The sequence below is a fragment of the Anaerotignum neopropionicum genome, from assembly GCF_001571775.1.
GTDB classification, from domain to species: Bacteria; Bacillota; Clostridia; order Lachnospirales; family Anaerotignaceae; genus Chakrabartyella; species Chakrabartyella neopropionicum.
In genome coordinates this window covers 1-23,562 of the sequence record NZ_LRVM01000016.1, presented here as the reverse complement: position 1 = coordinate 23,562, position 23,562 = coordinate 1, and the positions used below count along the sequence as shown (strand labels likewise).

22 protein-coding genes are annotated in these 23,562 nt (G+C 42.1%); 3 read left to right on the top strand and 19 right to left on the bottom strand.

Annotated features, from left to right (window positions below; genetic code table 11):
• Positions 1-133: 133 nt before the first annotated feature.
• The 19 genes from CLNEO_RS14650 to CLNEO_RS14560 all read right to left on the bottom strand — a co-directional run bounded on the left by CLNEO_RS14650 (position 134) and on the right by CLNEO_RS14560 (position 18,718).
• The gene (locus CLNEO_RS14650) at positions 134-661 is read right to left on the bottom strand and encodes a GNAT family N-acetyltransferase (RefSeq protein ID WP_066090869.1); all 528 of its coding nucleotides are present in this window, start codon (positions 659-661) and stop codon (positions 134-136) included.
• Positions 662-676: 15 nt separating this feature from the next.
• Complete coding sequence (tsaD, locus tag CLNEO_RS14645; protein ID WP_066090866.1) at positions 677-1,705, bottom strand: tRNA (adenosine(37)-N6)-threonylcarbamoyltransferase complex transferase subunit TsaD; 1,029 nt, start codon at positions 1,703-1,705, stop codon at positions 677-679.
• 17 nt (positions 1,706-1,722) lie between these two features.
• Entirely contained in the window at positions 1,723-2,640 is a 918-nt protein-coding gene (locus CLNEO_RS14640; RefSeq protein WP_066090863.1) for a ribonuclease Z, read from the bottom strand.
• 773 nt (positions 2,641-3,413) lie between these two features.
• Positions 3,414-3,617: a 50S ribosomal protein L28 gene (gene rpmB / locus CLNEO_RS14635; protein WP_066090860.1), complete on the bottom strand. Its 204-nt coding sequence runs from the start codon at positions 3,615-3,617 to the stop codon at positions 3,414-3,416.
• Between the two features lie 116 nt (positions 3,618-3,733).
• A complete protein-coding gene (locus CLNEO_RS14630; protein WP_066090857.1) occupies positions 3,734-4,372 on the bottom strand; it encodes a thiamine diphosphokinase in 639 nt (212 codons plus the stop codon).
• 2 nt (positions 4,373-4,374) lie between these two features.
• On the bottom strand, positions 4,375-5,040 hold the full coding sequence (gene rpe, locus CLNEO_RS14625; protein WP_066090913.1) for a ribulose-phosphate 3-epimerase: 666 nt from the start codon (positions 5,038-5,040) through the stop codon (positions 4,375-4,377).
• Position 5,041: 1 nt separating this feature from the next.
• Positions 5,042-5,923, bottom strand: coding sequence for a ribosome small subunit-dependent GTPase A (rsgA, locus tag CLNEO_RS14620; protein ID WP_066090852.1), 882 nt, complete (start codon positions 5,921-5,923; stop codon positions 5,042-5,044).
• Between the two features lie 12 nt (positions 5,924-5,935).
• Complete coding sequence (locus CLNEO_RS14615) at positions 5,936-8,320, bottom strand: protein kinase domain-containing protein (protein ID WP_066090848.1); 2,385 nt, start codon at positions 8,318-8,320, stop codon at positions 5,936-5,938.
• On the bottom strand, positions 8,320-9,063 hold the full coding sequence (locus CLNEO_RS14610; RefSeq protein WP_066090845.1) for a Stp1/IreP family PP2C-type Ser/Thr phosphatase: 744 nt from the start codon (positions 9,061-9,063) through the stop codon (positions 8,320-8,322). The genes CLNEO_RS14615 and CLNEO_RS14610 overlap by 1 nt, the downstream gene beginning before the upstream one ends.
• Positions 9,064-9,154: 91 nt before the next feature.
• Positions 9,155-10,198 (bottom strand): 23S rRNA (adenine(2503)-C(2))-methyltransferase RlmN, encoded by a 1,044-nt coding sequence (gene rlmN, locus CLNEO_RS14605; RefSeq protein ID WP_066090842.1) that lies wholly within the window; start codon positions 10,196-10,198, stop codon positions 9,155-9,157.
• Between the two features lie 3 nt (positions 10,199-10,201).
• The gene (gene rsmB, locus CLNEO_RS14600) at positions 10,202-11,548 is read right to left on the bottom strand and encodes a 16S rRNA (cytosine(967)-C(5))-methyltransferase RsmB (protein ID WP_066090839.1); all 1,347 of its coding nucleotides are present in this window, start codon (positions 11,546-11,548) and stop codon (positions 10,202-10,204) included.
• A 174-nt stretch (positions 11,549-11,722) separates the two neighbouring features.
• Positions 11,723-12,397, bottom strand: coding sequence for a zinc metallopeptidase (locus CLNEO_RS14595; protein ID WP_066090836.1), 675 nt, complete (start codon positions 12,395-12,397; stop codon positions 11,723-11,725).
• Positions 12,398-12,506: 109 nt separating this feature from the next.
• Positions 12,507-13,436 carry a methionyl-tRNA formyltransferase gene (fmt, locus tag CLNEO_RS14590; RefSeq protein ID WP_066090833.1) on the bottom strand — a complete coding sequence of 310 codons (930 nt, stop codon included), beginning with the start codon at positions 13,434-13,436 and terminating at the stop codon, positions 12,507-12,509.
• A 13-nt stretch (positions 13,437-13,449) separates the two neighbouring features.
• Positions 13,450-13,911, bottom strand: coding sequence for a peptide deformylase (def, locus tag CLNEO_RS14585; protein WP_066090830.1), 462 nt, complete (start codon positions 13,909-13,911; stop codon positions 13,450-13,452).
• 169 nt (positions 13,912-14,080) lie between these two features.
• The gene (priA, locus tag CLNEO_RS14580) at positions 14,081-16,531 is read right to left on the bottom strand and encodes a primosomal protein N' (RefSeq protein WP_066090908.1); all 2,451 of its coding nucleotides are present in this window, start codon (positions 16,529-16,531) and stop codon (positions 14,081-14,083) included.
• Between the two features lie 121 nt (positions 16,532-16,652).
• Positions 16,653-16,946, bottom strand: a complete 294-nt coding sequence (gene rpoZ / locus CLNEO_RS14575; RefSeq protein WP_066090826.1) for a DNA-directed RNA polymerase subunit omega — start codon at positions 16,944-16,946, stop codon at positions 16,653-16,655.
• A 1-nt stretch (position 16,947) separates the two neighbouring features.
• A complete protein-coding gene (gene gmk, locus CLNEO_RS14570; RefSeq protein ID WP_066090824.1) occupies positions 16,948-17,556 on the bottom strand; it encodes a guanylate kinase in 609 nt (202 codons plus the stop codon).
• Between the two features lie 2 nt (positions 17,557-17,558).
• Positions 17,559-17,816, bottom strand: a complete 258-nt coding sequence (locus tag CLNEO_RS14565; protein ID WP_066090821.1) for a DUF370 domain-containing protein — start codon at positions 17,814-17,816, stop codon at positions 17,559-17,561.
• A gap of 14 nt (positions 17,817-17,830) precedes the next feature.
• Entirely contained in the window at positions 17,831-18,718 is an 888-nt protein-coding gene (locus CLNEO_RS14560) for a YicC/YloC family endoribonuclease (protein ID WP_066090818.1), read from the bottom strand.
• Positions 18,719-19,074: 356 nt separating this feature from the next.
• Here CLNEO_RS14560 and CLNEO_RS14555 point away from each other — a divergent pair, with 356 nt between their 5' ends.
• The 3 genes from CLNEO_RS14555 to CLNEO_RS14540 all read left to right on the top strand — a co-directional run bounded on the left by CLNEO_RS14555 (position 19,075) and on the right by CLNEO_RS14540 (position 22,717).
• The gene (locus CLNEO_RS14555) at positions 19,075-20,841 is read left to right on the top strand and encodes an Rqc2 family fibronectin-binding protein (RefSeq protein WP_066090815.1); all 1,767 of its coding nucleotides are present in this window, start codon (positions 19,075-19,077) and stop codon (positions 20,839-20,841) included.
• 180 nt (positions 20,842-21,021) lie between these two features.
• Positions 21,022-21,285, top strand: coding sequence for a hypothetical protein (locus tag CLNEO_RS14545; protein WP_157723607.1), 264 nt, complete (start codon positions 21,022-21,024; stop codon positions 21,283-21,285).
• Between the two features lie 100 nt (positions 21,286-21,385).
• Positions 21,386-22,717, top strand: a complete 1,332-nt coding sequence (locus CLNEO_RS14540; protein ID WP_066090806.1) for an MATE family efflux transporter — start codon at positions 21,386-21,388, stop codon at positions 22,715-22,717.
• Positions 22,718-23,562 lie beyond the last annotated feature (845 nt).

Sequence of the window (23,562 nt, the reverse complement as noted above, 5' to 3'; positions counted from 1 at the left end):
ATAATAAAACCTCACGTTTTTCATTGCCTAGCCCAGGACACCCACAACCTATTCAATGCACATAATAAGTCATACGCAAATCCCTTGTTTTCTGATAAACCACATTGCAATAAGGCAATACTCTAAAAATTCGTTAATTTTCCACTTTCTTTTCCATACAAACCAAAGTTTCCCAAATTAAATGCTGAAAGTGAAAAAGACACTTTCCTGCCAGTTGATAGCCTAAATGAGAATATAAACGGATGGCAGGCAAATTCCCCTCATATGTATCTAGTCTTATGGTTTTGCATTTTAGTTTTTGGGCATACGCTTGTGCAAATGCGACAAACTCCCTACCATAGCCCTTGCCGCTGCAATTAGGCCTGATGCAAAGGGTATGGATCACCAAAACCTCATCGTCCTCAACCACAATTTTCCATGGGATATTTCCATATTCCTTGGGTTGAAGATGGTTTAAAATTATACTTCCGTAAAGCCTGCCTGTTTCATCCTCGCCCACAAAAAGTGTACCCTCCATCAATGCCTTTTTGGCATCTGCTTTTGTGGGATAAAGGTCCTTTTGCCAATTGGTATAGCCGACAGACCCTGCCTCATAATCCAAAACCTGGTGGTAGATTTCCTCAACCTCATTTAAATCCTTATCCAAAGCCTTGCGAATCAAAGTCTCACCTCCTGTTTATCGTTCCCCTAATTTTAAACTGGGGTTTGCGTTAAGATCCAAGCCATCGCGCACCCCGGCCAAATATTCATAATATGCCGCGCATCCAATCATTGCTGCATTGTCAGTACAAAGGATGGGGGAAGGAATACTCAGCTGAAACCCTTCTTTTTCACAGGCCCCTTTCATTTCATCCCGAAGGGCGCTGTTTGAAGCAACGCCACCCGCCAAGGCAATTTTGTTCACGCCTCGATCCTTGGCGGCTTTTATGGTTTTTCCCACCAAAACCTCCACAACGGATTGCTGAAAGCTTGCTGCAATATCATAGGGATTAATTTCTGCTCCCATCATTTTTTGCTTGTTCACATAATTCAAAACTGCTGATTTTAATCCACTAAAGCTAAAATCATAGCTGTTCTCCTCCAAAAATACACGGGGAAATTTTATTGCCGTGGGATTTCCCTTTTTCGCCGCTGCATCAATCTTGGGCCCTCCGGGATAGCCCATACCGATGACTCTTGCAACCTTATCATAAGCCTCTCCGGCGGCATCATCCCTCGTTCTGCCCAAAATTTCATATTTCCCATAGTCAGAGGCATAAACCAAATGAGAATGTCCTCCCGAAACAACCAAGGCCATATAGGGGGGTTCAAAATCCTTATTTTCGATATAGTTGGCACAAATATGCCCCTCAATATGATGCACGCCAATCAACGGCTTGTTTGCCGCAAACGCAATGGCCTTTGCCTCTGCCAATCCAACCAGCAATGCTCCCACCAAACCGGGGCCATAGGTAACACCAATGGCATCAATTTCCTCTAACGTAACGCCTGCCTCTTGCAACGCCTGCATAATCACGCCATCAATTGCCTCAATGTGCTTTCTGGAGGCAATCTCCGGCACAACGCCACCGTAAAGGGTATGCAAAGCAATCTGCGATGAAATAATATTGGAAAGCACCTCTCGCCCGTTTTTCACAACTGCCGCCGCCGTTTCATCACAAGAGCTTTCGATTGCCAGTATATAAATATCTTTTTTTTCTTCCATATTTTTTGTCCTCCAAATCATCCTTCTTTTGGAAAAAGAATGGTTGTTGTTTTTCTTTCTTCTCCTAAAGAGGTATTGGGGAAAATTGCTTGGGCAACCTCCAAAAAAAGCTCAGGCTCATTCAAGGATGGGCTAAAGTGAGTTAACCATAATTCCTCCACGCCGCCGCCTTTTGCAAGCTGCGCCGCCTCCGAAAACAACATATGCTTGTTTTCCCTTGCTTTTTGCTTTTTTTCATCCTCGCCATACATGCCCTCGCAAATGAAAAGCTGCACACCTCCAATGAAGCTACGCAATCTATCTACAGGCCTGGAATCCGTACAATAAGCAACACCAATGCCGGGTCTGGCATCCCCCAGTACCATTTGGGAGGTGTATACATTTCCTCCATATTCCACGGTACCTTCCTTTTGTATCTGTCCCCACAATGGCTTGGGAAGTCCCAAGGCTTCCGCTTTTTTTACATCAAACTTACCCTTTCGACGTACGTCAATGCGATAAGCATAGCATCTAACCATATGCTCCGCCAAACAGTAGGAAATAGAGAATTCCCCCACATGAATGGGATTTGGTGCATCATGATTAATTTCAACAAATTTTAAGGGATAGGGCAATTCAGGGCAAATCCTGCACAGTCCCTCCACAACATATTCCAGTCCCTGAGGCCCCACAAGCGTCAGCGGTTCTTCTCTGCCCGCATTCCCAATGGTAAGCAAAAGCCCCGGTAATCCGGAAATATGATCCGCATGAAAATGAGTAATACATATAGCATCAATGGACTTAAAGCCCCACCCCAGCATTTTCATGGTAACCTGCGTTCCTTCGCCGCAGTCTATCATCAATAGCCGCCCGTTCAATCTGGCCAGCATTGCCGTTAAAAATCGTCCGGGCATAGGCATCATTCCGCCTGTTCCCAGCAAACATATATCAAGCATAACCTTCTCCTTTGCTTTCAAAAAATAACCAATATTTTTATCATAGCGTATTCGCTGCTAAAATACAAGTTTTGCCTAAGAAAAGAAGCAATATACGCCTTTCCCTCAGCAACTAAACTCGTATGGTACTATTTCTATTTCTATTCCTTATTTGCTATTTTGCATTACTTTAAATAATTTCCTATCCTGTAGATTCTGTTTTCTCCCTTGATTCATTAGAATACTTTTGAAAGCATATAATGTATTTAAGCCAGACTGAAGGCAACTCAAAATTTTGAGGGCTTTGGCTTCCTCACTTTAGTATGTTAAAAGCCTGTTTTGCTGTCTGCCCTATCTTGGGCAATGGAGAGCCAATGCCCAAGGTTTGTCTATGCTCTGAAACATCATCTTTTTTTGTTACCGCTTCTCATCAAAACCAATTAATATTTTACACGTCACCTTTTATTTGAACCTTTTTATATATTGTATAATTTTTTTGCCCAGGTACAAAATTGACTCTTGCTGAATAAAAATACTAGAGGGGGGTGTTCGTATGCGCAGAAGATGGCAGTATTCATATATAAAACGGCTATGCGGCATTATTTTGGTCTCTATAGGCATAGGCATGCTTCTGGCAGTGCTTTTCCCCTACTGCATTCCTATACTGGCTGTTCTATTTATTGGTGCGGGAGTCTGGCTGATCATTAGCTTCAGGCAATGCTAACAAACAATGCGCTAACGAAAAAAAGCCTTTCCCCCAAATATGGAAAAAGGCTTTTGAACTTTCGGGTCAATTAGATTGCACGAGTAACTTTATTCGCACGCATGCATCTTGTGCAAACGTAAATAGATTTCACATTTCCGTTGTTCTCAACGATTTTTACTTTCTTTACGTTGGGTTTCCACTTTCTATTTGCACGTCTACTAACCTGACTACGGTTAATGCTGATTCTATGACCTTTAATCTGGTCCTTACCACAAATTTCACATTTAGCCATGTCTGCACCTCCTCCATTGCTGCCTTATGTGACACAACATTGATATTTTAGCAGAAAAGTCAATGTTTTGCAAGAAAAAACAAAATAATATTCGATATTTTTTCTGTTTTTAAATATTAGTCTTTGGAACGAATCACAAAAAGATACCCTTCCTTAAGCTCTATGGTTGCTTCTTCCTTTGCCATCACATTGCTAACTGCAAGCAAATCATCATCTAACGCAAGATCTCTGTTCGTTAAGGGATATTCAAAACCCGTAAGGGTAATGCCTTTTACCATCATAGACAGGGGTATTGTTGAAACAAAATCCCCTTTTTTGCCATGTATGGTAATTGGCTTATCCGTTAACTCAACACAGTTGTTTTCATCAACCAGTCTAGTACGAATTCCTTTTTTTAACAGCCCCAAAAGCAAATGGGCATTGGCAAGGGTATGGTCAAAACGAGAGCCTATCCCTCCAAAAAGAATCAAATCCTTTGCACCTTTTTCCAGCGCCAGCTGAATCCCCAGCTGCATATCCGTTTCATCTTTTCTTGCAGGAAATTGGAAAATCGGGATGTTTTTTTCTTTGTAATATTCCAACACCTCTTGGCTCACAGAGTCAAAATCCCCCACAATGTAATGAGGCACTATCCCCATTTTTTTTGTATGCTCCAAACCACCATCACAGCAGATGATGATTTCAGCGCCCTCCAAATATTCTTGGCAAAATCCATAATCCGTGATTTTGGCTCCTGCAAAAATAACTGCTTTCATGCTTACTCATACTCCTTAAAGATATCCATGAACCCCTTTGCGGCCTGTCCGATATCATTTTTTCCAAACACGGCAGAACCCGCAACAATCACATTTGCGCCTGCATCCAAAACAATTCTAACATTGTCCTGGGTGATACCGCCATCCACCTGAATATCATATCCAAGTTTCAACTCTTTTTTCCACTCAGACAGCTGACGAATTTTGGGGATTTGATCCTCCATAAATTTTTGGCCGCCAAAGCCCGGCTCTACCGTCATAACCAACACCATATCCACCTCTGCTAAATAGGGCTTTAACGCCTCAACAGGGGTTTTTGGTTTTATGGTAATGCCCACCTTTGCACCCGTAGCTCGTATCCTATCAATTACTTTTTTAGGATCTTCCGTTGCCTCCAGATGGAAGTTGATAATATCAGCGCCTGCTTTCCGAAACTCCTCAACATATTTTTCGGGCTCCACAATCATCAGGTGTGTGTCAAAAACCATACCGCTTGCCTTACGAATTCCTTTAATTACGGGTATTCCAAAAGAAATATTTGGAACAAAAACGCCATCCATTACATCCAGATGAATGTAAGGCGTGCCTGCCTGCTCGATCATTGCTAACTGCTCACCGATTTTTGTAAAATCAATAGAAAGCATTGACGGGGAAAGATAAATTGACATTTTATTTTTTCCTTTCTTCTTCATTTTTCAGCTCTTGATATAAGGCTGCATACCGCGCGTAACGGACAGGGTTGATTGCCCTTTCGATTTCCGCCTTCACAGCGCAGTCGGGCTCATTGATGTGTACGCATCCATTATAGTAGCATTTGTGCACAAAGGGCTCAAATTCTCTAAAATAGTATTGTAATTTTGCCGATGGAATGTGGCTCAAAAACAGAGATGTAAACCCAGGAGAATCTACAATATAGCTGTTTTCACAAAAACAAATTAGCTCTGCGTGTCTGGTGGTATGGCGTCCCCGTTGTATTTTCTCACTCAATTCCCCAGTATTTAATGATAATCCCGGGGAAATTGCGTTAATTAAGCTGCTTTTCCCTACGCCCGAAGGGCCTGCAAAAACGGAAATTTTATTTTCCAGTGCCCGCTTTAGTTCTTCTGTATCAATGCCGATTTCCGCACTGGTACAATACACAGAATACCCAATTTGCCGATACATTTGGGCTGTTTCTTCGTATTTGCGTTCCTCGTCCTTATCAACTTTATTTATCACAATGATGATTTCCAATTCCTGCTCCTCAGCAAGAAGCAAGAAGCGATCCAACAAATCCAAATTCATATCCGGGCTTTTTGCAGCGAAAACAATGACCGCCTGATCAACGTTGCTGACTTTTGGGCGTATCAGCTCATTTCTTCTTGGCAAAATTTCATCCAAACTGCCTTTTTTATTATCCTCATCCAAAACAGAAATTCTTACATGATCGCCTACCGTAGGACGGATGCCTTCTTTTCGAAAAATCCCTCTGGCACGCGTTTCATAAACGCCTCTTTCCGTATCAATATAATAAAATCCGCCAATTCCTTTTACAATTACGCCTTCAAGCATATATCCGCCACCTTATTCCGAAAAATTCACGTTTTGTGTCCATTGCAGTTCTCCTTCAATATAGCAACTTACCGTGCCACTCCCTCTACCAGTGATGGTTACAGTATAAGGGAATTGGGTTGAATTTCTTGTTTCATCCACCACCGGGAAAAGTCCGTCCGCATCATCTCTAACAATGCGAACATAAATATCTCCATCAACCCCCGCTGGTGCACTAATTGTAAAGGATTTTGCACCTGTTGTTGCATTATTACCACTGCCACCCGTATTACCGCCGTTGTTATCGGTATTATTATCCTCATTTTGTGAAGGACCATTCCCTTCGGCTTTTCCGGCACTGATTACCAAATTTACAACGCTTCCACTTGGCACTTCCTGCCCTGCGCTTAATGTCTGGGTCATAACCTTGCCTTCAGCCACCGTTGCACTTTCCGCTTTTGTGACGCTTCCAACCACCAAGCCAACTGCTGTCAAATCCTTTCTGGCTGCTTCCTCGGTAAATCCCATAACGTTAGGTACAGCAACATTTTGATTCTCCTTGCCTTTACTTATGGTTAGTGTAATTGAGGTCTTTGCATTAATGCTTGTTCCGGCAGCTGGCGATTGTTCCAAAACAATACCAACCTCTTTGTCTTCGTTGTACTCGTATTCTATTTTAGGAGAAGTGCCCACCAAAGAAACAATTTTTTCTGTGGCCTCATTTTCCTTTTTGCCTACCACAGTGGGCATATCCTCAGAGGTCAATCCAAGGCTTGTTTTAACCCCAATTTTTGTTCCAGCGGATACCTTAACCCCATCCCCAACAGACTGATATATAACGTAGCCTTCCTCATAATAGCTGCTGTAGTCTTGGCCTTCTTCAACCAATTCCAAGCCCATCTGTTCTGCTGCTGCTTTGGCATCGCTTAGAGGTACGCCCACAAACGTAGGTACTTCAATGTTTTTTTCTGATGCAGTAAACCCGCCAAAACCGCCGCTTAAAAGCTTCATGCCAACCACAGAAATGATTGCAATGATAATTAATGCAGTAACAATTGCAGCAATGATCACCTTTTTCTCTGCATTACGATCATGCTCATTTCCGTAACTCCCCTCTTTTCTGGGGTTTCTGCGAATTTTTTGGGGCCTTTTACTTGTTTTCACAGTCTCCGCCTCCATATATTCTTCTTCATAATTGTCATCTTTTGATAAACGCAGCTTTTTACTGTATCTTTCAAAGCTTACCATGGGTTCCTTAACCGGCTGCGGTAAATTTTCCTCATCACCCGATTTTTCCAAAAGGACATTTTTGTTTCGTCTAATATATTCAACCTCTTTTGGGTCTGCCGCCTTTGTGACTTCTTCTATTTCCTCTTTTTCCTCTTTGTTTGGTAAAACGATAGAAGAAGTACTTTCCTCTGCCTTGGGCTGCTGCTCTTGCATCTCACGCAGTTCAGCTGCTGCTGCCGCTCTTCTTGAAAGACGCATACCGGGATTTGCATTCACCGACGTACCTGCAAGGGTTGCCGCAGTAAGGGCGGCCTCCACCTCTTTTTTCACAGGCGTTTGCGCCTGCAAAAAGCCGCCGGCCGTATCTGTTCTTGCGTGAATCAAATCAGTTAGCATTTGATCGATGGTTGTATATCGCTCGTCCGCTTTTTTCATAGTGGCTTTTTTGATAATGCCCTCAATCGCAGGGGTACAATTGGGATTATATTGCCTAATATCCGGCAATTCCTCGCTAATATGCTTTAATGCAATGGAAACAGAATTATGCCCCTGAAAGGGCAAAACCCCCGTAATCATTTCAAACATAGTGATGCCCAGGGAATAAATATCACTTTTTTCATCCACATAGCCGCCTCTTGCCTGCTCCGGCGAAAAATAATGTACCGATCCCGCTGCATTAGCCGTTGTGGTCATGGTGGATGCCGTTGCAGCTCGTGCAATGCCAAAATCCGTAACCTTAATGACGCCGTCGGTGCCAACCAAAATATTTTGCGGTTTGATATCCCTATGTATAATATGTGCCTTATGGGCTTGCGCCAGAGCGGATGCAATCTGAATTGACACATTCAACGTAGAGCGTGAATCAAAGGGAGCCTTTTGCTTGATGGCCTGCTTTAACGTATCCCCATGAATATATTCCATGACAATATAGCTAATTTCGCCCTCCTCTCCAACGTCATAAACCCGAACAATATTGGGATGGGAAAGCCTTGCCGCAGAACACGCTTCCGAACGGAATCGTTCAATAAATTCATCGTCTCCAACAAATTCCTCTCGTAAAACCTTAACCGTAACGTATCTATCCAGCTTTTTATCCTTGCCCCGATAAACCATAGCCATTCCGCCGGAGCCAATTTTCTCTATAATCTCATATCTATCCCCAAGGATAGTTCCGGGATTCAATAACATTAGTTCTTACCTCCTACATCAACCAAAATCAAGGAAATATTATCATATCCGCCTCGTTCGTTGGCCATTTCCACCAGTTTCTGCGCTTTTTTTTCCAAGGACATCCTCTTACCAATGATATCAGCCATTTCCTTATCCGCCAGCATACCGGAAAGGCCATCTGTGCAAAGAAGCAAAATATCCCCCTTCATGGTCCTTTCCACAACGGCATCTGTTTCCACGGTATCTCTAATTCCCACAGCACGGGTAATAATATTTCTTTTGGGATGGCTTGCCGCTTCCTCCTTGGTTATGGTACCCAGCCGAACCAACTCCATTACATAAGAATGATCCGTAGTCAGCGGATTCAATTCTTTTTTCCGATACAAATAGGCTCGGCTATCCCCAACATATGCCACAAAAATTTTCCCATCCTGAACGGCAGCGGCAACTAAAGTCGTTCCCATCTCCGCATATTCTCTGGAAGAATTGGATTTTTCATAGACCGCCTTGTTCGATGCTGCCATAGCCTCGGCCAATAAGTCGGGGATATCCTCTTGGCAGTGTGAATCCTGCTCCCTTCGAATACAGTCTAAAAAAGAGTCAATGGCATATTGACTCGCCACCTCTCCCGCATTACAGCCCCCCATGCCATCTGCAATTATATACAGGTTTTGAATGGCATCCGTGGGTGAAGGCACATAAAACGCATCCTCGTTATTTTTTCTGCACTTCCCAATATCACTGATTCCAACTGCTTTCAAACAATCCACCTCCTCGGTGTAGAAAATCCATAAAACAATCCCAATGAAACCTTCTTAAAATAATATGAAAATTTCATATAGACAATTCCCTTTATTCTCTTTCTCCTTTTCGATGACTGCGTCTAAGCTGTCCGCAAGCCGCATCAATATCGCTGCCTAATTTTCTGCGAATGGTGGTTTCAACACCGTTTCCTTGTAAAATGGCCGCAAATCGTTTCACTCTATCGGCAGAGCTTTTGGTATAATCCCGCTCTTTTACGTCATTTACGGGAATTAAGTTTACATGACAAAGCATCTCTCGAAGCTTTGTTGCCAGTTCCTTTGCACAAGCATCACTATCGTTAATCCCTTGCATCATTGCATATTCAAAGGTAATACGACGCTTTGTTTTTTCTGTATAATCATAGCATGCAACCAGCAGCCGATCCATAGGATTTGCCCTTGCCACAGGCATAATTTGCTTTCTTATTTCATCATTGGGAGCATGCAAGGATACCGCAAGGGTAATTTGCAAATGCTCCTCCTCTAGCTGATACATTTTTTCTATCAGCCCACAGGTGGAAAGGGTAATGTGTCTTTGCCCCATGTTTTGTCCATCAGGGTGATTGATTAAACGAAGAAATTTCACCACATTTTCATAATTATCCAAAGGCTCGCCGCTGCCCATCAAAACAACGCCGTTAATGTGCTCGCCGCAATCCTTTTGTATTTCATAAACCTGAGAAAGCATTTCCCCTGCCGATAAATTTCGCTCCACACCATCTATGGTAGAGGCGCAAAAACGGCAGCCCATACGGCAGCCCGCCTGGGTTGAAATGCAAACGGTATTTCCATGCTCATATTTCATCAATACGCTTTCTATTACCGAATCATTCTCTAAAGCAAAAAGATATTTTCTTGTTCCATCTATCTGAGATATCAGCCGGCGTACCCCTTCCACACCACGAAGCGTTGCGTTTTGCCCAAGCTTTTCCCTCAGACCTTTGGAAAGGTTCGTCATCTCGTCAAAAGAGGAAACCTGCTTTTTATGCATCCATTCAAAAAGCTGCTTTGCACGAAACTTTGGTTCACCCAAATCCGCCATAAAAAACTGTATTTCCTCTAAATTCATAGATTTTAAATCTGTTTTCGCCATGACTTATCCCTTTCTTTTTAGTTTCGCAATAAAGAATCCATCCGTATTGCTTTTATGGGGTAACAATGTAATGTACCCCTTCTTAGCTGTTTCCTGCCAAAGCTCCTGGGGCAGAAATTCTGTTATATCCTCCCCGATAAAATCGGGATGGTCTTTCAAAAACCACTCTATATTTTTTTCATTTTCCTTTTTGCAAAGAGTACAGGTACTGTAAACCAAAATTCCACCCTGCTTCACATACCTTGCCCCATTTTCTAATATTTGACGCTGAATAGGCACCAAATAGTCAATTTCATCGCCATTTTTCTTTAAACGTATGTCCGGTTTTTTCCCCATCAAGCCTAAACCTGAGCAAGGCGCATCCACCAAAACACGGTCAAAAGTGCTGTCATATTCCTTTTTATATACGGTGGCATCCTGCTGCTTTGGCTCAATGATGGTAATGCCCAAACGCACTGCCCCTTGGGAAATCAAATCCATTTTATGCTCATAAATGTCGCCGCATATCAACCTGCCCTTATTTTCCATTTTTTCTGCAATGGTGAAGCTTTTTCCGCCGGGGGCGGCACAAAGATCAAAGATGTCTTCCCCTTTTTGGGGATTTAAAATCTCCACGGCAAGCTGTGAGCTTTCATCTTGAACATGAAACAAACCCTCTTTAAAGGTTTTTAAGCCGCCAATGTCAGCGGTTTTCTTTAAATGAAAGGCAAATGGCGCAAGTCTTCCCTCCGTTACCATTGCCCCGCTTTTCTCCAATTCCTTCTTCAGCAAGGCTTTCTCTATTTTTAAAGTATTCGTCCGAATTGTTACATCGGGAGAACAATTATTGGCTTGGCAAAGCTTTTGGGTTTCTTCATACCCAAAATAAGCAAGCCACATTTTTATCACCCAAAGGGGGTGAGAATACTGAATGCTCAAAAACTCAACTGTTCCTTCCTTTGGTAAAGGAATACTGTCTTTTTCCCGTGCCGCCGTACGCAAAACTCCGTTTACAAAGCCCTTTAGCGGCGCCAAGCCTCTTTCGGCAATCAGCTTCACCGCCTCATTACAGGCGGCAGAATCGGGCGTTTTCATAAAATACATTTGATATATCGCTGTACGCAAAACTGCCAAAACCCATGGCTTCATTTTTTCCGTTTTGATCTTGGAAAATTGATGAATCACATGGTCAATATAATATAAATTCCGCAAGGAACCGTTTACAATTTCCGTTACTAAGGCTCTGTCCTTTGGCGTCATTGCGCCGTTTTGGCGTAACAGCCTACGTAATGCCATATTGTTATAGGCGCCCTCCTCCATGATCTCCATCATAGCTTCAGCGGCAACCTCTCTTGGGTTAATCTGTATCATTCTTTTTTCCCCTTTATCAGGAATATCGTTCAAATTTTAATCCACTAAATTATTATTATAAAGTATTCTGTGCCATTGAGCAACATTTTTCGCCATTTTACAGGTGATTTTAACCTTTTGCAAGAAATGGCAAAAGGCCGATTTTCGGTTAAAAAAAATCAGCCTTTTTTATACTTAGTTGTTTCTTCTGCCAAAAATACCAATTAAGCGCAATAACTGGACAACAGCCACGATGGCTGCCGCAACATAGGTTAATGCCGCCGCTTTCAGCACTTTTTTTGCTCCGCCAATTTCACTTTCATCCAAAAAGCTTTGGTCTACCAATAGGTCAATGGCCCTTGCAGACGCATCAAATTCAACAGGCAAGGTAATCAAGGTAAATGCCACCGATGCCGCAAAGAAAATAATTCCCAACTGAATCATAAAATTGCCGCTACTGCTGGAAAAAAGCATACCCATGAAAATCAACGGCATAGCCATTCTTGAACCTAAATTTGCAACGGGAACAAGAATGCTGCGTAGCGCAAGAGGTCCGTACCCCACATCATGCTGAATGGCATGGCCTGTTTCATGGGCAGCTATGCCTAATGCCGCTACTGATGTACTGTCGTATACGCCTTGGGAAAGACGTAAGGTTTTGGTACGAGGGTCATAATGGTCGGTTAGGTTCCCCGCAACTCTTTCCACGGTAACATCATAAACCCCTGTATTTTCCATCATCATCGTTGCGACCTGTGCTCCTGTATATCCCCGTCTGTTTTGCACCTTCGCGTATTTGTTGTATGTTCCTGTTACATTCGACTGTGCATACAGCGAAAGTATAATTGCCAAAATTAATAAAATAAACATAATTGGTTCCTCCTTTATTTTTGTAACGCCTCAGGTAACGCTGATTTCATATTAGGCGTGCAGGTCATTAGATGCACCCACAAAATGAATCAGCATTCTCTTAAAAAGACTACTGTAAAAGGACGCCCTTATTCATTGCATGACCTCTTAAATACGCATCCGCAGGCATACGTTTTTTGCCCATCGCTTGCAATTCCGTAATGGTCAACGCTCCATCGCCGCATTTCACGACGAACCCCTTCTTTGTAATATCTATAACCTCGCCGGGTTTCCCCTGACGATAGTCCCCTTCTGCTTTCATCCCCTTGAAAAGCTTCAAGGGTTCCCCCTCACAAATTGCATATGCCCCGGGTGCCGGATCCAGCCCACGCATTAAATTAATAATATCCCATGCGCTTTTTGTCCAATCAATGTGCCCTGTTTCCTTTGTAATCATAGGCGCATAGGTGGCGGCCTCATGGTCTTGCGGAACTCTTTCCACCGTTCCTGCCTGCAAGGCATCTAAGGTTTCCAAAAGCAAGCCTGCTCCTGCCTGTGCCATTTTATCATGAATAGAAGCAAAATTATCCTGGGGAGTAATTTTCACCTCCGTTTTTAAAAGCATATCTCCTGTATCCATGCCCTTGGCCATAAACATGGTAGTAATTCCTGTTACTTTTTCCCCGTTAATAATGGCCCATTGCATCGGTGCCGCGCCACGGTATTTAGGGAGCAAAGAACCATGCACATTAATGCAGCCATATTGGGGAATATTCAAAATGCTTTCGGGCAAAAGCTGCCCAAAAGCAGTTACGGCAATCACATCGGGATTAAGCTCTTTTAAAAGTGCAACAAATTCCAAATCCCTTGCTTTTTCCGGCTGAAAAACTTGAAGCCCCTGGGCCAAAGCAAACTCTTTAACAGGTGTGGGCACAAGCTTTTTTCCTCTGCCCTTTGGCTTATCCGGCTGGCTCACAACGGCAATAACTTCATGCTGTGTCAACAATGCCTTTAAAGAATACACCGCAAAATCCGGTGTACCCATAAAAATCACTCTCACGGGCCGTTCCTCCTTAAACCTCTTCCACATCTTCTGCTGGAATGGCTTTGTCAATATATAAAATCCCATCCAAATGATCGGCTTCGTGGCAAAGTGCCACTGCCATCAGTTCTTCCCCTTCCACAACAATCTTTTCTCCGTTACGATTTAACGCCTCAACCTTCACATATTCCGGACGCTCCACCAATTCGCTTCTTCCCGGAACACTCAAACAGCCTTCATAATCAATCTGAGAACCTCTTTTTTCCACAATCACAGGGTTAATCAGCTCAACTAAACCTTCTCCAACATCAATCGTAACAATTCTTTTCAAAATACCCACTTGGGACGCCGCAAGTCCAACGCCGTTTGAGGCGTACATGGTTTCTGCCATATCATCCAATAGTGTTAATATTTTTTCGTTAATCTCTTTTACAGGCTTACAAGTTTTCCTTAAAACTTCGTCTGTACTCACGCGAATTTCCCTTGTTGCCATTTATCTTACCTCCTAAAAATACAATCCATTCAGAAACAAGCTTCTTTTTTACCCCTTAACTAATTTTATATTCGCAAACCATAGATAAAAACCATGCTATACTCGAGAAATCCTTAAAAAGTAATGGTTTTGGAAATGTTTACTCAATATTTTAACATAAAAAACAAAGTTACACAATATTCATCGGATTTGGGGTTAAATTAAAATAAATTTCTTTCTTTGTATTTTTTTTAGCTTTTTCAACAATACGCACCACAAATTGCGCCAAAGCTTCTTCTTCCTTTCCTTGAATCAAAATTCTCTGGCGAAATTCCCCCCTAAATTTGGATAGTACTGCCGCCACAGGCCCCATAACGAAAAAGTTCCCGTCTTGATTTCCCTCCTGAAATAACCTTCCTAAGCCTTCCGACGCCAAAACCGTTTCCTGTGCATTTTGCCCGCTTACCAAAACGGAGAAAAAAGCGCCAAAGGGGGGGTATCCCATCATGTACCTCAGTAATATTTCCTCCCCATAAAAGCCTTTATAATCCTGCTTGGCGGCATGGGTAATTGCATAATGCTTGGGTTGATAGGTTTGCACATAAACCCGCCCCGTATCGTTAACCCGCCCTGCCCTTCCACCTGCCTGGGTGATCAGCTGAAAAGTATTTTCCGAAGCATAAAAGCTGCCTGTATTTAAAGAGGTATCGGCTGCCATAATGCCCACCAAAGATACATTGGGAAAATCATGACCCTTTGCAATCATTTGCGTACCCACCAAAATATCCGCTTGTCCATGGCGAAATGCCTCTAAAATTCGATTATGGCTACCCTTTCCAGATGTGGTGTCCAAATCCATGCGGAGAATTTTTGCCTTAGGAAACAACCGTCTTGCCTCATCCTCAATTTTTTGGGTACCCGTGCCAAAATAGCGGATATATTTTGAACCGCAAACAGGGCAAGTCTTAGGATTCTCCACAGTTTTTCCGCAATAATGGCACATCAAGGCGTTCTCTTTTGCATGATAAGTGTATGAAATGTTGCAATCCCTACAGCGCATCACATGTCCACAGCTGCGGCAGGATACAAAGGTTGCAAAGCCCCTTCTGTTTAAAAACAGCATGGTTTGCTCCCCTTTTTCCAAATTTTTTGCAATTTCCTGTTGCAAAACCCGGCTAAAAGAGGATCGGTTCCCTTCCTCTAATTCCTTGCGCATATCAACGATATGCATTTGGGGAAGAAACCCGCCTCCGGTTCTCTCCGTTAGCTCTAGTAAAAGGTATTCACGCATAGTCGCCTTATGGTATGTCACCAAATCGGGGGTTGCACTTCCCATGATGAGAACAGCTCCGGTGTCCTCTGCCAGCTTTTTGGCTGCTTCCCTAGCATCATACTTAGGGGTAATGTCGGATATATAGCTATTTTCATGCACCTCATCAACAATAATCATTCCCAAATTAGAAAAGGGCATAAATAGCGCAGACCTTGGGCCGATGATTACGGAAACCTCCCCCTCTCTGGCTTTTTTCCACTGATCCAGCCGCTCCCCCGCAGAAAGCCTGCTATGGGTAATAGAAACAGCCGCCCCGAAACGGGAAATAAACCGCTCCATCATTTGAGGCGTAAGGCTAATTTCCGGAACAAGAACCACCGCTTGCTTGCCCATTGCCAAGACTTTGGCAATGCTTTGCATATAAATCTCCGTTTTACCGCTGCCCGTTATTCCATGGAGCAAAATAGGCTTTTTCACCGGAATTATAAGCTGTTTCTCAATCACTGCCAAAGCATTTGCCTGTTGTGACGTTGGATGAAAAGGAGAAGTTTTTTCATAATCATCTAAGGAAAAAACCGCCCTCTTTTTTTCTTCCCGACGCTCCTGTATCATCCCTTTTGCAAGCAATGTTTTCACAGGAGAATCATTTATACCTTTCCCCTTGATTTCCTCCATGGAACATTCTCCTTTTTCCAGAAGTAAATCAAAGAGCATTTTCTGCCCTTGCAGGCGTTTATCCTGTTGTGCCTTTTTCATTGCGTTTTCCAACAACGTAGCATTAAAATTAATAGAAAAAAAACGCTTTTCAATTTTAAAATCCGAACGTAAAAGCCGCTGCTTTAGAGATATGATATTCTTTTTTTGAAGCTGCTGCAATATGCTTTTGCATCCTCTGCCAAAGATCTTTTCCATCTCCGTAAGCTCTGCCGCACCCCCCATATCCGCCAAAGCATCCAAAACCGTCTGCTCCATTTTTCCGCATTTAGGAATATCCTTCCTATCGGTCAGGGAAGCATACCAAACACTTTTTGTTCGAATTCCGCTGGGCATAATCGCTTGCAGGCATTGGTTAAGCGTGCAAAAATATTTATCCTTCATCCATTCAGCCAAACGTAGCATTGCAGGGGTAAAAATGGGCTTGCCCTCATCTAAAATTTCAAGGAGATCCTTCAGCTTTTCCTGGGAAATTTCGCTCACGTTAGACAGGGAAAGAATATAGCCCTCCGTTTTCGTGTTTTTTTTGCCAAAGGGCACGATCACACGCATTCCTTGGATAGCAATATCCTCAAATTTCTCCGGGATACGATAGTCAAATACCCGATCGGTTTCCGGATTATTCATCCCCACAATCACTCTGGCAAACTTCATTTTTCTCCCCCCTTTCATCGAAAAGACTCCTTAGTGATAAAAGGGCGATAATCAAATTTTTTACGCAAACAACCTTTTACTTGCGCAAGTTACGTTTTGATTATCGCCCTCAATTCTTTTCTTATTCCTCTGTTGCCTCAAAATCCTCTTCCGCATCCTCAACCAAAAGCATTTCATCGCTAAATCCTGTATTTGCAACCTGGCGAACCTTGATTTTCCCTTCATAAAGTTCACTCACTGCAATAGAAACAGGCTTATTCACTTTAATTTTGTCAATCAAGGGCTCTGCGTGATCCACCAGCTGTCTTGCTCTTTTTGCTGCCGCAATAACAATGGTATATCTACTAACAATGGTAATATCATTTGTTTTCTGATTAAGAATATCCAATAAATCTGTATAAGAAGGTCTTAACATATTAAATCTCTCCTTTAAATATCTTTTTAATATTAGGGTTTCTGCTACATTTCATTCTTTCCGCCTGAACAATGGCAAATAAATCCTCCGTAGCTTCTTCAATGGTATCATTAATTACAACATAATCATACTCTTCCACAAGCTCCATTTCTTCTAAAGCCCTATGAATTCTACGGTTAATTGTATTTTTGTCTTCCGTCCCTCTGTTCGTTAGTCGCTTCCCCAATTCCTCCAGATTTGGAGGCATAAGAAAAACCAAAACACCGTCGGGATAAATCTTTTTCACCTGCAACGCTCCTTGCACCTCAATTTCAAGGATTACGTTTTTCCCCTGCAGTAGTTGCTCTACAACGTATTTACGGGGTGTACCATAATAATTTCCGCAAAATTCCGCCCATTCCAAAAGCTCCTTATGCTCTTGCATAAGCAAAAAATCTTCTTTCGTATGAAAAAAATAGTGAACTCCATCCTTTTCATACTCTCTGGGCGCCCTTGTTGTTGCAGAAATTGAAAGTGAAAAATTTTCTTTTTTGCAAAGCTGTTCTACCACCGTTCCCTTGCCTGAACCGGAAGGACCGGAAATAATTAGCAATATTCCTTGTTTCTTCATTGTTAATTCCCCTTTTGCTCTGCTGAAAGTCTACCACCGACTGTCTCCGGCATATTCGGCGAAAGCACCAAATGTCCATCATCCATAATAATCACGCAACGGGTCTTTCTGCCATAGGTTGCATCAATTAAACTCCCCTTCTCCTTCCCTTCTTGCACAATACGCTTAATCGGGGCAGAATCAGGACTGACAATGGCAATCACCCGATTTGCAGAGACTACATTTCCATAACCGATATTTAAAAATTGTATTTTATCCATGCGCCCACTCCCAACTACTCTAGGTTTTGAATCTGTTCACGAATTTTCTCAATTTCGCTTTTTAATTCAATGGTTGCCTGAACAATTTGAATATCATTTGCTTTCGATGCAATGGTATTGGATTCTCTATTCATCTCCTGCACAAGAAAATCCAGCTTTCTGCCAACCTGCCCGCCTTTTTCCAAAATATCAGCAAGCTGTACCAAATGGCTTTTCAGGCGTGTAATTTCTTCATCCACGCAGCCTCTATCAGCAAAAATTGCAACCTCTGTAGCAATACGCTGGGGATCAATGTCAACGCCGTCAAGCAAATCCTTTAAACGGTTGTTGAGCTTATCTCTGTATTCCTCTACAACCAAGGGTGAGCGTTCTTTCACTTTGTCAACCAAAATAATAATTCGCTCTGCCTTTGCCAAAACATCACTTTTTAAAGCCCCACCTTCCATCTGACGCATTGCAACAAAGCGTGTTACTGCCTCGTCCAAAGCTGGGAGCAAGGCCTCCCAAATAACTTTTTCATCCTTCTGCGGTTTTTCCACGGTGAGAACATCGGGAAATTTTGCCGTTAAATCAAAAAAACTTCCGCCCTCAAGACCCATTTTTTCCTGCAGTATTTTCAATTTTCCCACATATGCCTGTGCTAGCACTTCATTCAGCTTAACATCAACATCATCAACAGCAAAGGTTTCAAAGCCAATATAAACATCGGTTTTACCCCGAAAAACCTGCTTCATAATATGCTTTTTAATTTTATCCTCCAAGCTGATCAAAGACCTTGGCAGCTTAATATTAATATCATTATACCTATGATTTACAGATTTTAGTTCAATGGTAAATTTTCTATCTTCTGCAATATGCTCCCCACGGCCGTATCCCGTCATGCTTCTAACACTTGATTCCATATTCTTTTCCTCTCTCTTGCTCTCTGTGTACTTTTGCCAAGACAATCTGTATCAATTTTTTTATTTTAAAACATATTATTATCAATACTACCTTGTGCATTAAAAATTATCTTTGCATTTTATCGCAAAAGAATGCTACACACTTTCAAAAACGCAAAAATATTTCTTGAAAAATCACCTATTCCTTTGTGTATATTGCTCCCCATTATAGCCTATACCCTAACAAATATCAAGGAAAAACCCAAAAATAGCACCAAATTTTTAATCTAATTTTAATTTTTGTCATAGATGTATTATTTTTCTCCCTATGTTATACTATACCGACATATCAATCATGAAACAAGGAGGAACGCCTAATGGCTTTGGACGGTATCACAACAGCAGCAATTGTACACGAATTGAAAACAAATCTACTTGGCGGCAGAATTGATAAAATCCATCAACCGATGGCGGATGAAATTCGTTTTTCGGTAAGAGGCGCCGGCGTTGTCCATAAAATATTAGTTTCCGCAAATTCAAGCACCCCAAGAATCCATTTCACACAAACCGCAAAAGAAAACCCCATGACAGCCCCTTTATTTTGCATGGTTTTACGCAAGCACCTTGCCGGAGGGAAAATTGTAGATATTTTTCAGCCGACCTTTGAGCGCATTATAATCATAAAAGTGGAGTCAGCAAATGAACTGGGCGATATGACGGTTAAAAATCTGATTTTGGAAATTATGGGAAAACACAGTAATTTAATTTTAACCGATGAAAACGGACGTATTCTGGATTCTATCAAGCGGATTTCCCATGAGAAAAGCTCTGTAAGAGAGGTATTGCCCGGGAAAGACTATGTTTACCCTCCCTCCCAAAACAAAAAAAATCCGCTTTTGGCGGAAAAGTCAGATTTTCTATTTTCCCTACAATTGCAAGCAGGACAAAAGCTGCAAGAATTCTTATACAAAAATTATATGGGAATCAGCCCTATTATGGCAGGAGAAATTTGTTTTCGCGCAGCCTTGGAGCCTTCTGACGCTTGTCAGCAAACAACGGCTGATCAGGGAGAAACCTTATTTGCCGCTTTTGTAAACACAATGGATGAGGTAAAGCAGACCAATTTTACACCGAAAATCTATTACCATCCAAATTCCAAACGTGTTATGGATTTTTCAGTTTTGGAAATGACGGAATTCAATGATTTAGAGCAAAAATCTTTTCCCGACATTTCTTCTTTATTAGAGAGCTTCTACCAAGAACGAGATAATGCTTATCACATTCGCCAAAAAGCCCATGATATGCATCGCTTGGTCACATCAAATATTGACCGCTGTATAAAGAAAAAAGAAATTCAGCTGAAAACCCGTAAGGATGTGGCTGATATGGAAATATGGAAGAAAAAGGGCGAGCTTTTGACTGCAAATATTTATGCCGTACCCAAGGGCGTTACTACCTTTCGTACCATAGATTTTTATGATGAAAACAGCGGGGAAATTGATATCACCCTCGACCCCACAAAAACTGCGGCGGAAAATGCACAAAAATATTTCGCTCGCTATAATAAAGCAAAAAGAACCCTCGCCGCATTGGAGATACAGGAAAAACAGAACAATGATGAGCTTCAATATTTGGAAAGTGTGCTTAATGCTCTGGAAAGTGCGGCTGACGAAGCGGATTTAACAGAAATCCGAACGGAATTGGCACAAAGCGGTTTCATTCGCCGTCAAGCACCAAAAAAAGGTACACCGAAAGCCAAAAAGGCCAAGCCCTTACATTTTGTATCGTCTGACGGTTATGACATTTTCGTAGGAAAAAGCAATTTGCAAAATGACGAATTAACGTTACGCTTTGCCGAAAGTACGGATATTTGGCTCCATACCAAAGAAATTCCAGGTTCTCATGTTATTATAAGAACCAACGGCACAGGTGTAGCAAGTGATATGGCCCTAGCAGAAGGAGCAAATTTGGCTGCATATTATAGCAAAGCAAAAAACAGCAGCATGGTACCTGTTGACTACACGCTGCGTAAAAATGTGAAAAAGCCTAACGGCGCAAAACCAGGTATGGTTATTTATCTAACTAACCGTACTATTTATGTAACCCCCGACGAAGAAAAAGTGCAGTCTATACAAGCTCTTTGATTGAAATGCTTTCGAAAAAAACAATGTGGTGGAATTCATTTTACTGTTTATAGGCGGAAAACACTATGCCTCAGAGCGAAGACAAACCTTGGGCGTTGCCCAAACCCACTGCTTTTTTAAAAAGCAAGATCAAAAATCTTTATAAAATCCGCATTCTATGCGGGTTTACGCCGGTCAAGGTTGCAGTGGCAAAAAAGTGTCATTTGTCCCAAGGACGGCTTTTGCAAAGCAAAAGTGATGACCACTCACTGCCAAGATAGGGCAGACAACGAAGCTGGCTTTTGCAAAGCAAAAGTGATGACCACTCACTGCCAAGATAGGGCAGACAACGAAGCTGGCTTTTGCAAAGCAAAAGTGATGACCACTCACTGCCAAGATAGGGCAGACAGCGAAGCTGGCTTTTGCAAAGCAAAAGTGATGACCAAAACCCTTGTAGGTGTTTGAGGGCAAAGCCCTCAAGGTTTTGGCTTTGTCTAAAGTCCGTTTAAAGTCTAAGGAAGAAAACATTTCCAAGCTTTTTTTGAAATTGAATTGAGGTTTTATTATGCAAAATGAACTGGCAAAGGATTTTAATCTATCTTCTCTCTTGCGTTTTACGCTGCCAACCATCACTATGCTGATATTTGTTGCCACCTATACCATTGTTGACGGCATTTTCGTTTCCCGTTATGTAGGAACTACGGCACTGTCTGCGGCCAACATTGTGTTTCCTCTCATCAATATTATGATGGGTATAGGCATTATGCTGGGCGCTGGGGGCAGTGCAGTCATCGGTCGAACGCTGGGTGAAGGACGCATAGACGACGCACGACGCAGTTTTACTTTAATAATAATTTTTGCCGCAGCACTAGGTCTTGTTTTTTCGGCCTTTTGTTTTATCTTCATTACGCCACTATGTCGCCTCTTAGGAGCCGATGCCGTACTTTTGCCATATTGCGTGGATTATGGTAAAATTCTTATGTCCTTATATTTTGTTGCCGTTATACAGGTATTGTTCCAAACCTTATTTGTAACAGCTGGGAAGCCTCATCTCGGGCTATGGTTAAACGCAATCTCCGGCATTGCAAATATTTTTTTCGACTACCTGTTTATTGTGGTAATGGATTGGGGTATTGCAGGGGCCGCATGGGGCACTGCTTCCAGCTTCCTTATCGGTGGATTATTCCCCCTTTGGTACTTCGCTAAACCCAGAGCCATTCTTTTTTTTGTGAAGCCACGCTGGGATGGTAAGGTGATTCTTAATAGTATTTTAAACGGTTCTTCAGAAATGGTGACCTCAGGAGCCATGGCTGTAACTACGTTTTTATTTAACCTGACGATGATGAAAACCTTAGGACAAAACGGGGTTGCCGCAGTCACAATCATTTTGTATGCCCAGTTTTTATTTTCATCGGCATATATGGGCTTTGCCAGCGGGGTTGCACCAATCTTCAGCTTTATCTACGGTAATCGGAATGCACAAAGAATGAAAAAGATGTTTCAATTATGCCTTAGAATCATATTGGTATCATCCGTTGCAATTTCTATATTTTCTTTCTATATGGCAACCCCCACCATTGCAATTTTCACACCAAAAAATACGGCGACCTATGAAATTGCCCTCCACGGGTATCATATTTTTGCTTGGGGCTTTCTGTTTGCAGGCATCAATATTTTCACCTCATCCCTTTTTACGGCGTTGTCCAACGGAAAGCTGTCTGCAATAATCTCGTTTTTGAGAACATTTTTTTTCGTTACGCTCTGCATTCTTTTTTTGCCCCATGTATTTGGCATCAACGGCGTCTGGTTGGCGATCCCCATTGCCGAAGGTTTGACGGCTATTTTGGCAGTTAGCCTACTTTATAGCGGCAATAAACTATATCACTATCTGCAATAAAGCAAAGATGATTGCATTTGTCAGATGAATACAAACTAAAAATCTTGAGGGATTTTCCCTCAAACACTCCTATACGGGTTTCACCCTTGATCCTTCCCCTTACTATACGGGTTTCTTGAAATTTTTGGTCTTTGCAAGAAGTAATTAAGTTTGATCATCGCTTTTGCTTTACAAAAGCCAGATTTTCCATCTACCCTATCTTGGGCTGTGAAGGGGCAATATCCAAGGTTTGTCTATCCTCCAACGAATTGAATTCGTATTCATCCACACCCAATTCATCCACAAATGACATGATCTATCTTATCTAAGTAAGCGCTGATTTAATGGAGGGTATGCAGATAGTCGAAGAAATTTTTAATTTGCAAGAAAAAAACACAGCAATAGCAGCGCTATTGCCACGCTTTTTGACGCCGTCCAAGCGGAAAATTTACCGATTAGATATGCAAATTAGATATGCAAACGGAATTAATCACCGCTTCCCTAGGGTATAGACTTCTATAAAATCTATAAAAAAGAGATATGCATCCTTCCTTTTGCATATCTCTTTTTGAGTGTAATTTTATATTTTTGTTTTTTTAATGATTTATGCGCACCCGTTGGCTCATAAGTGGGCGGTATAAAAATGCTACTGCAATTTCCACGCACCCTTTTTAATGTTTCTTTCCTAATCATCACCACCAGCTCAGCTGGTGGTTTGCTCTGCCCCTAGAAGGGGCTTTTACCAACTTGCATCTAAAGATGCATTGAACGGTTTGCCAACCGTTTCTTATTCTCTGGCTACTGCTAAAGCAGTTTACTTCTTGCCTGTGCTCACTTGCTCACCCGTAAACGGGTCAATGTATTCT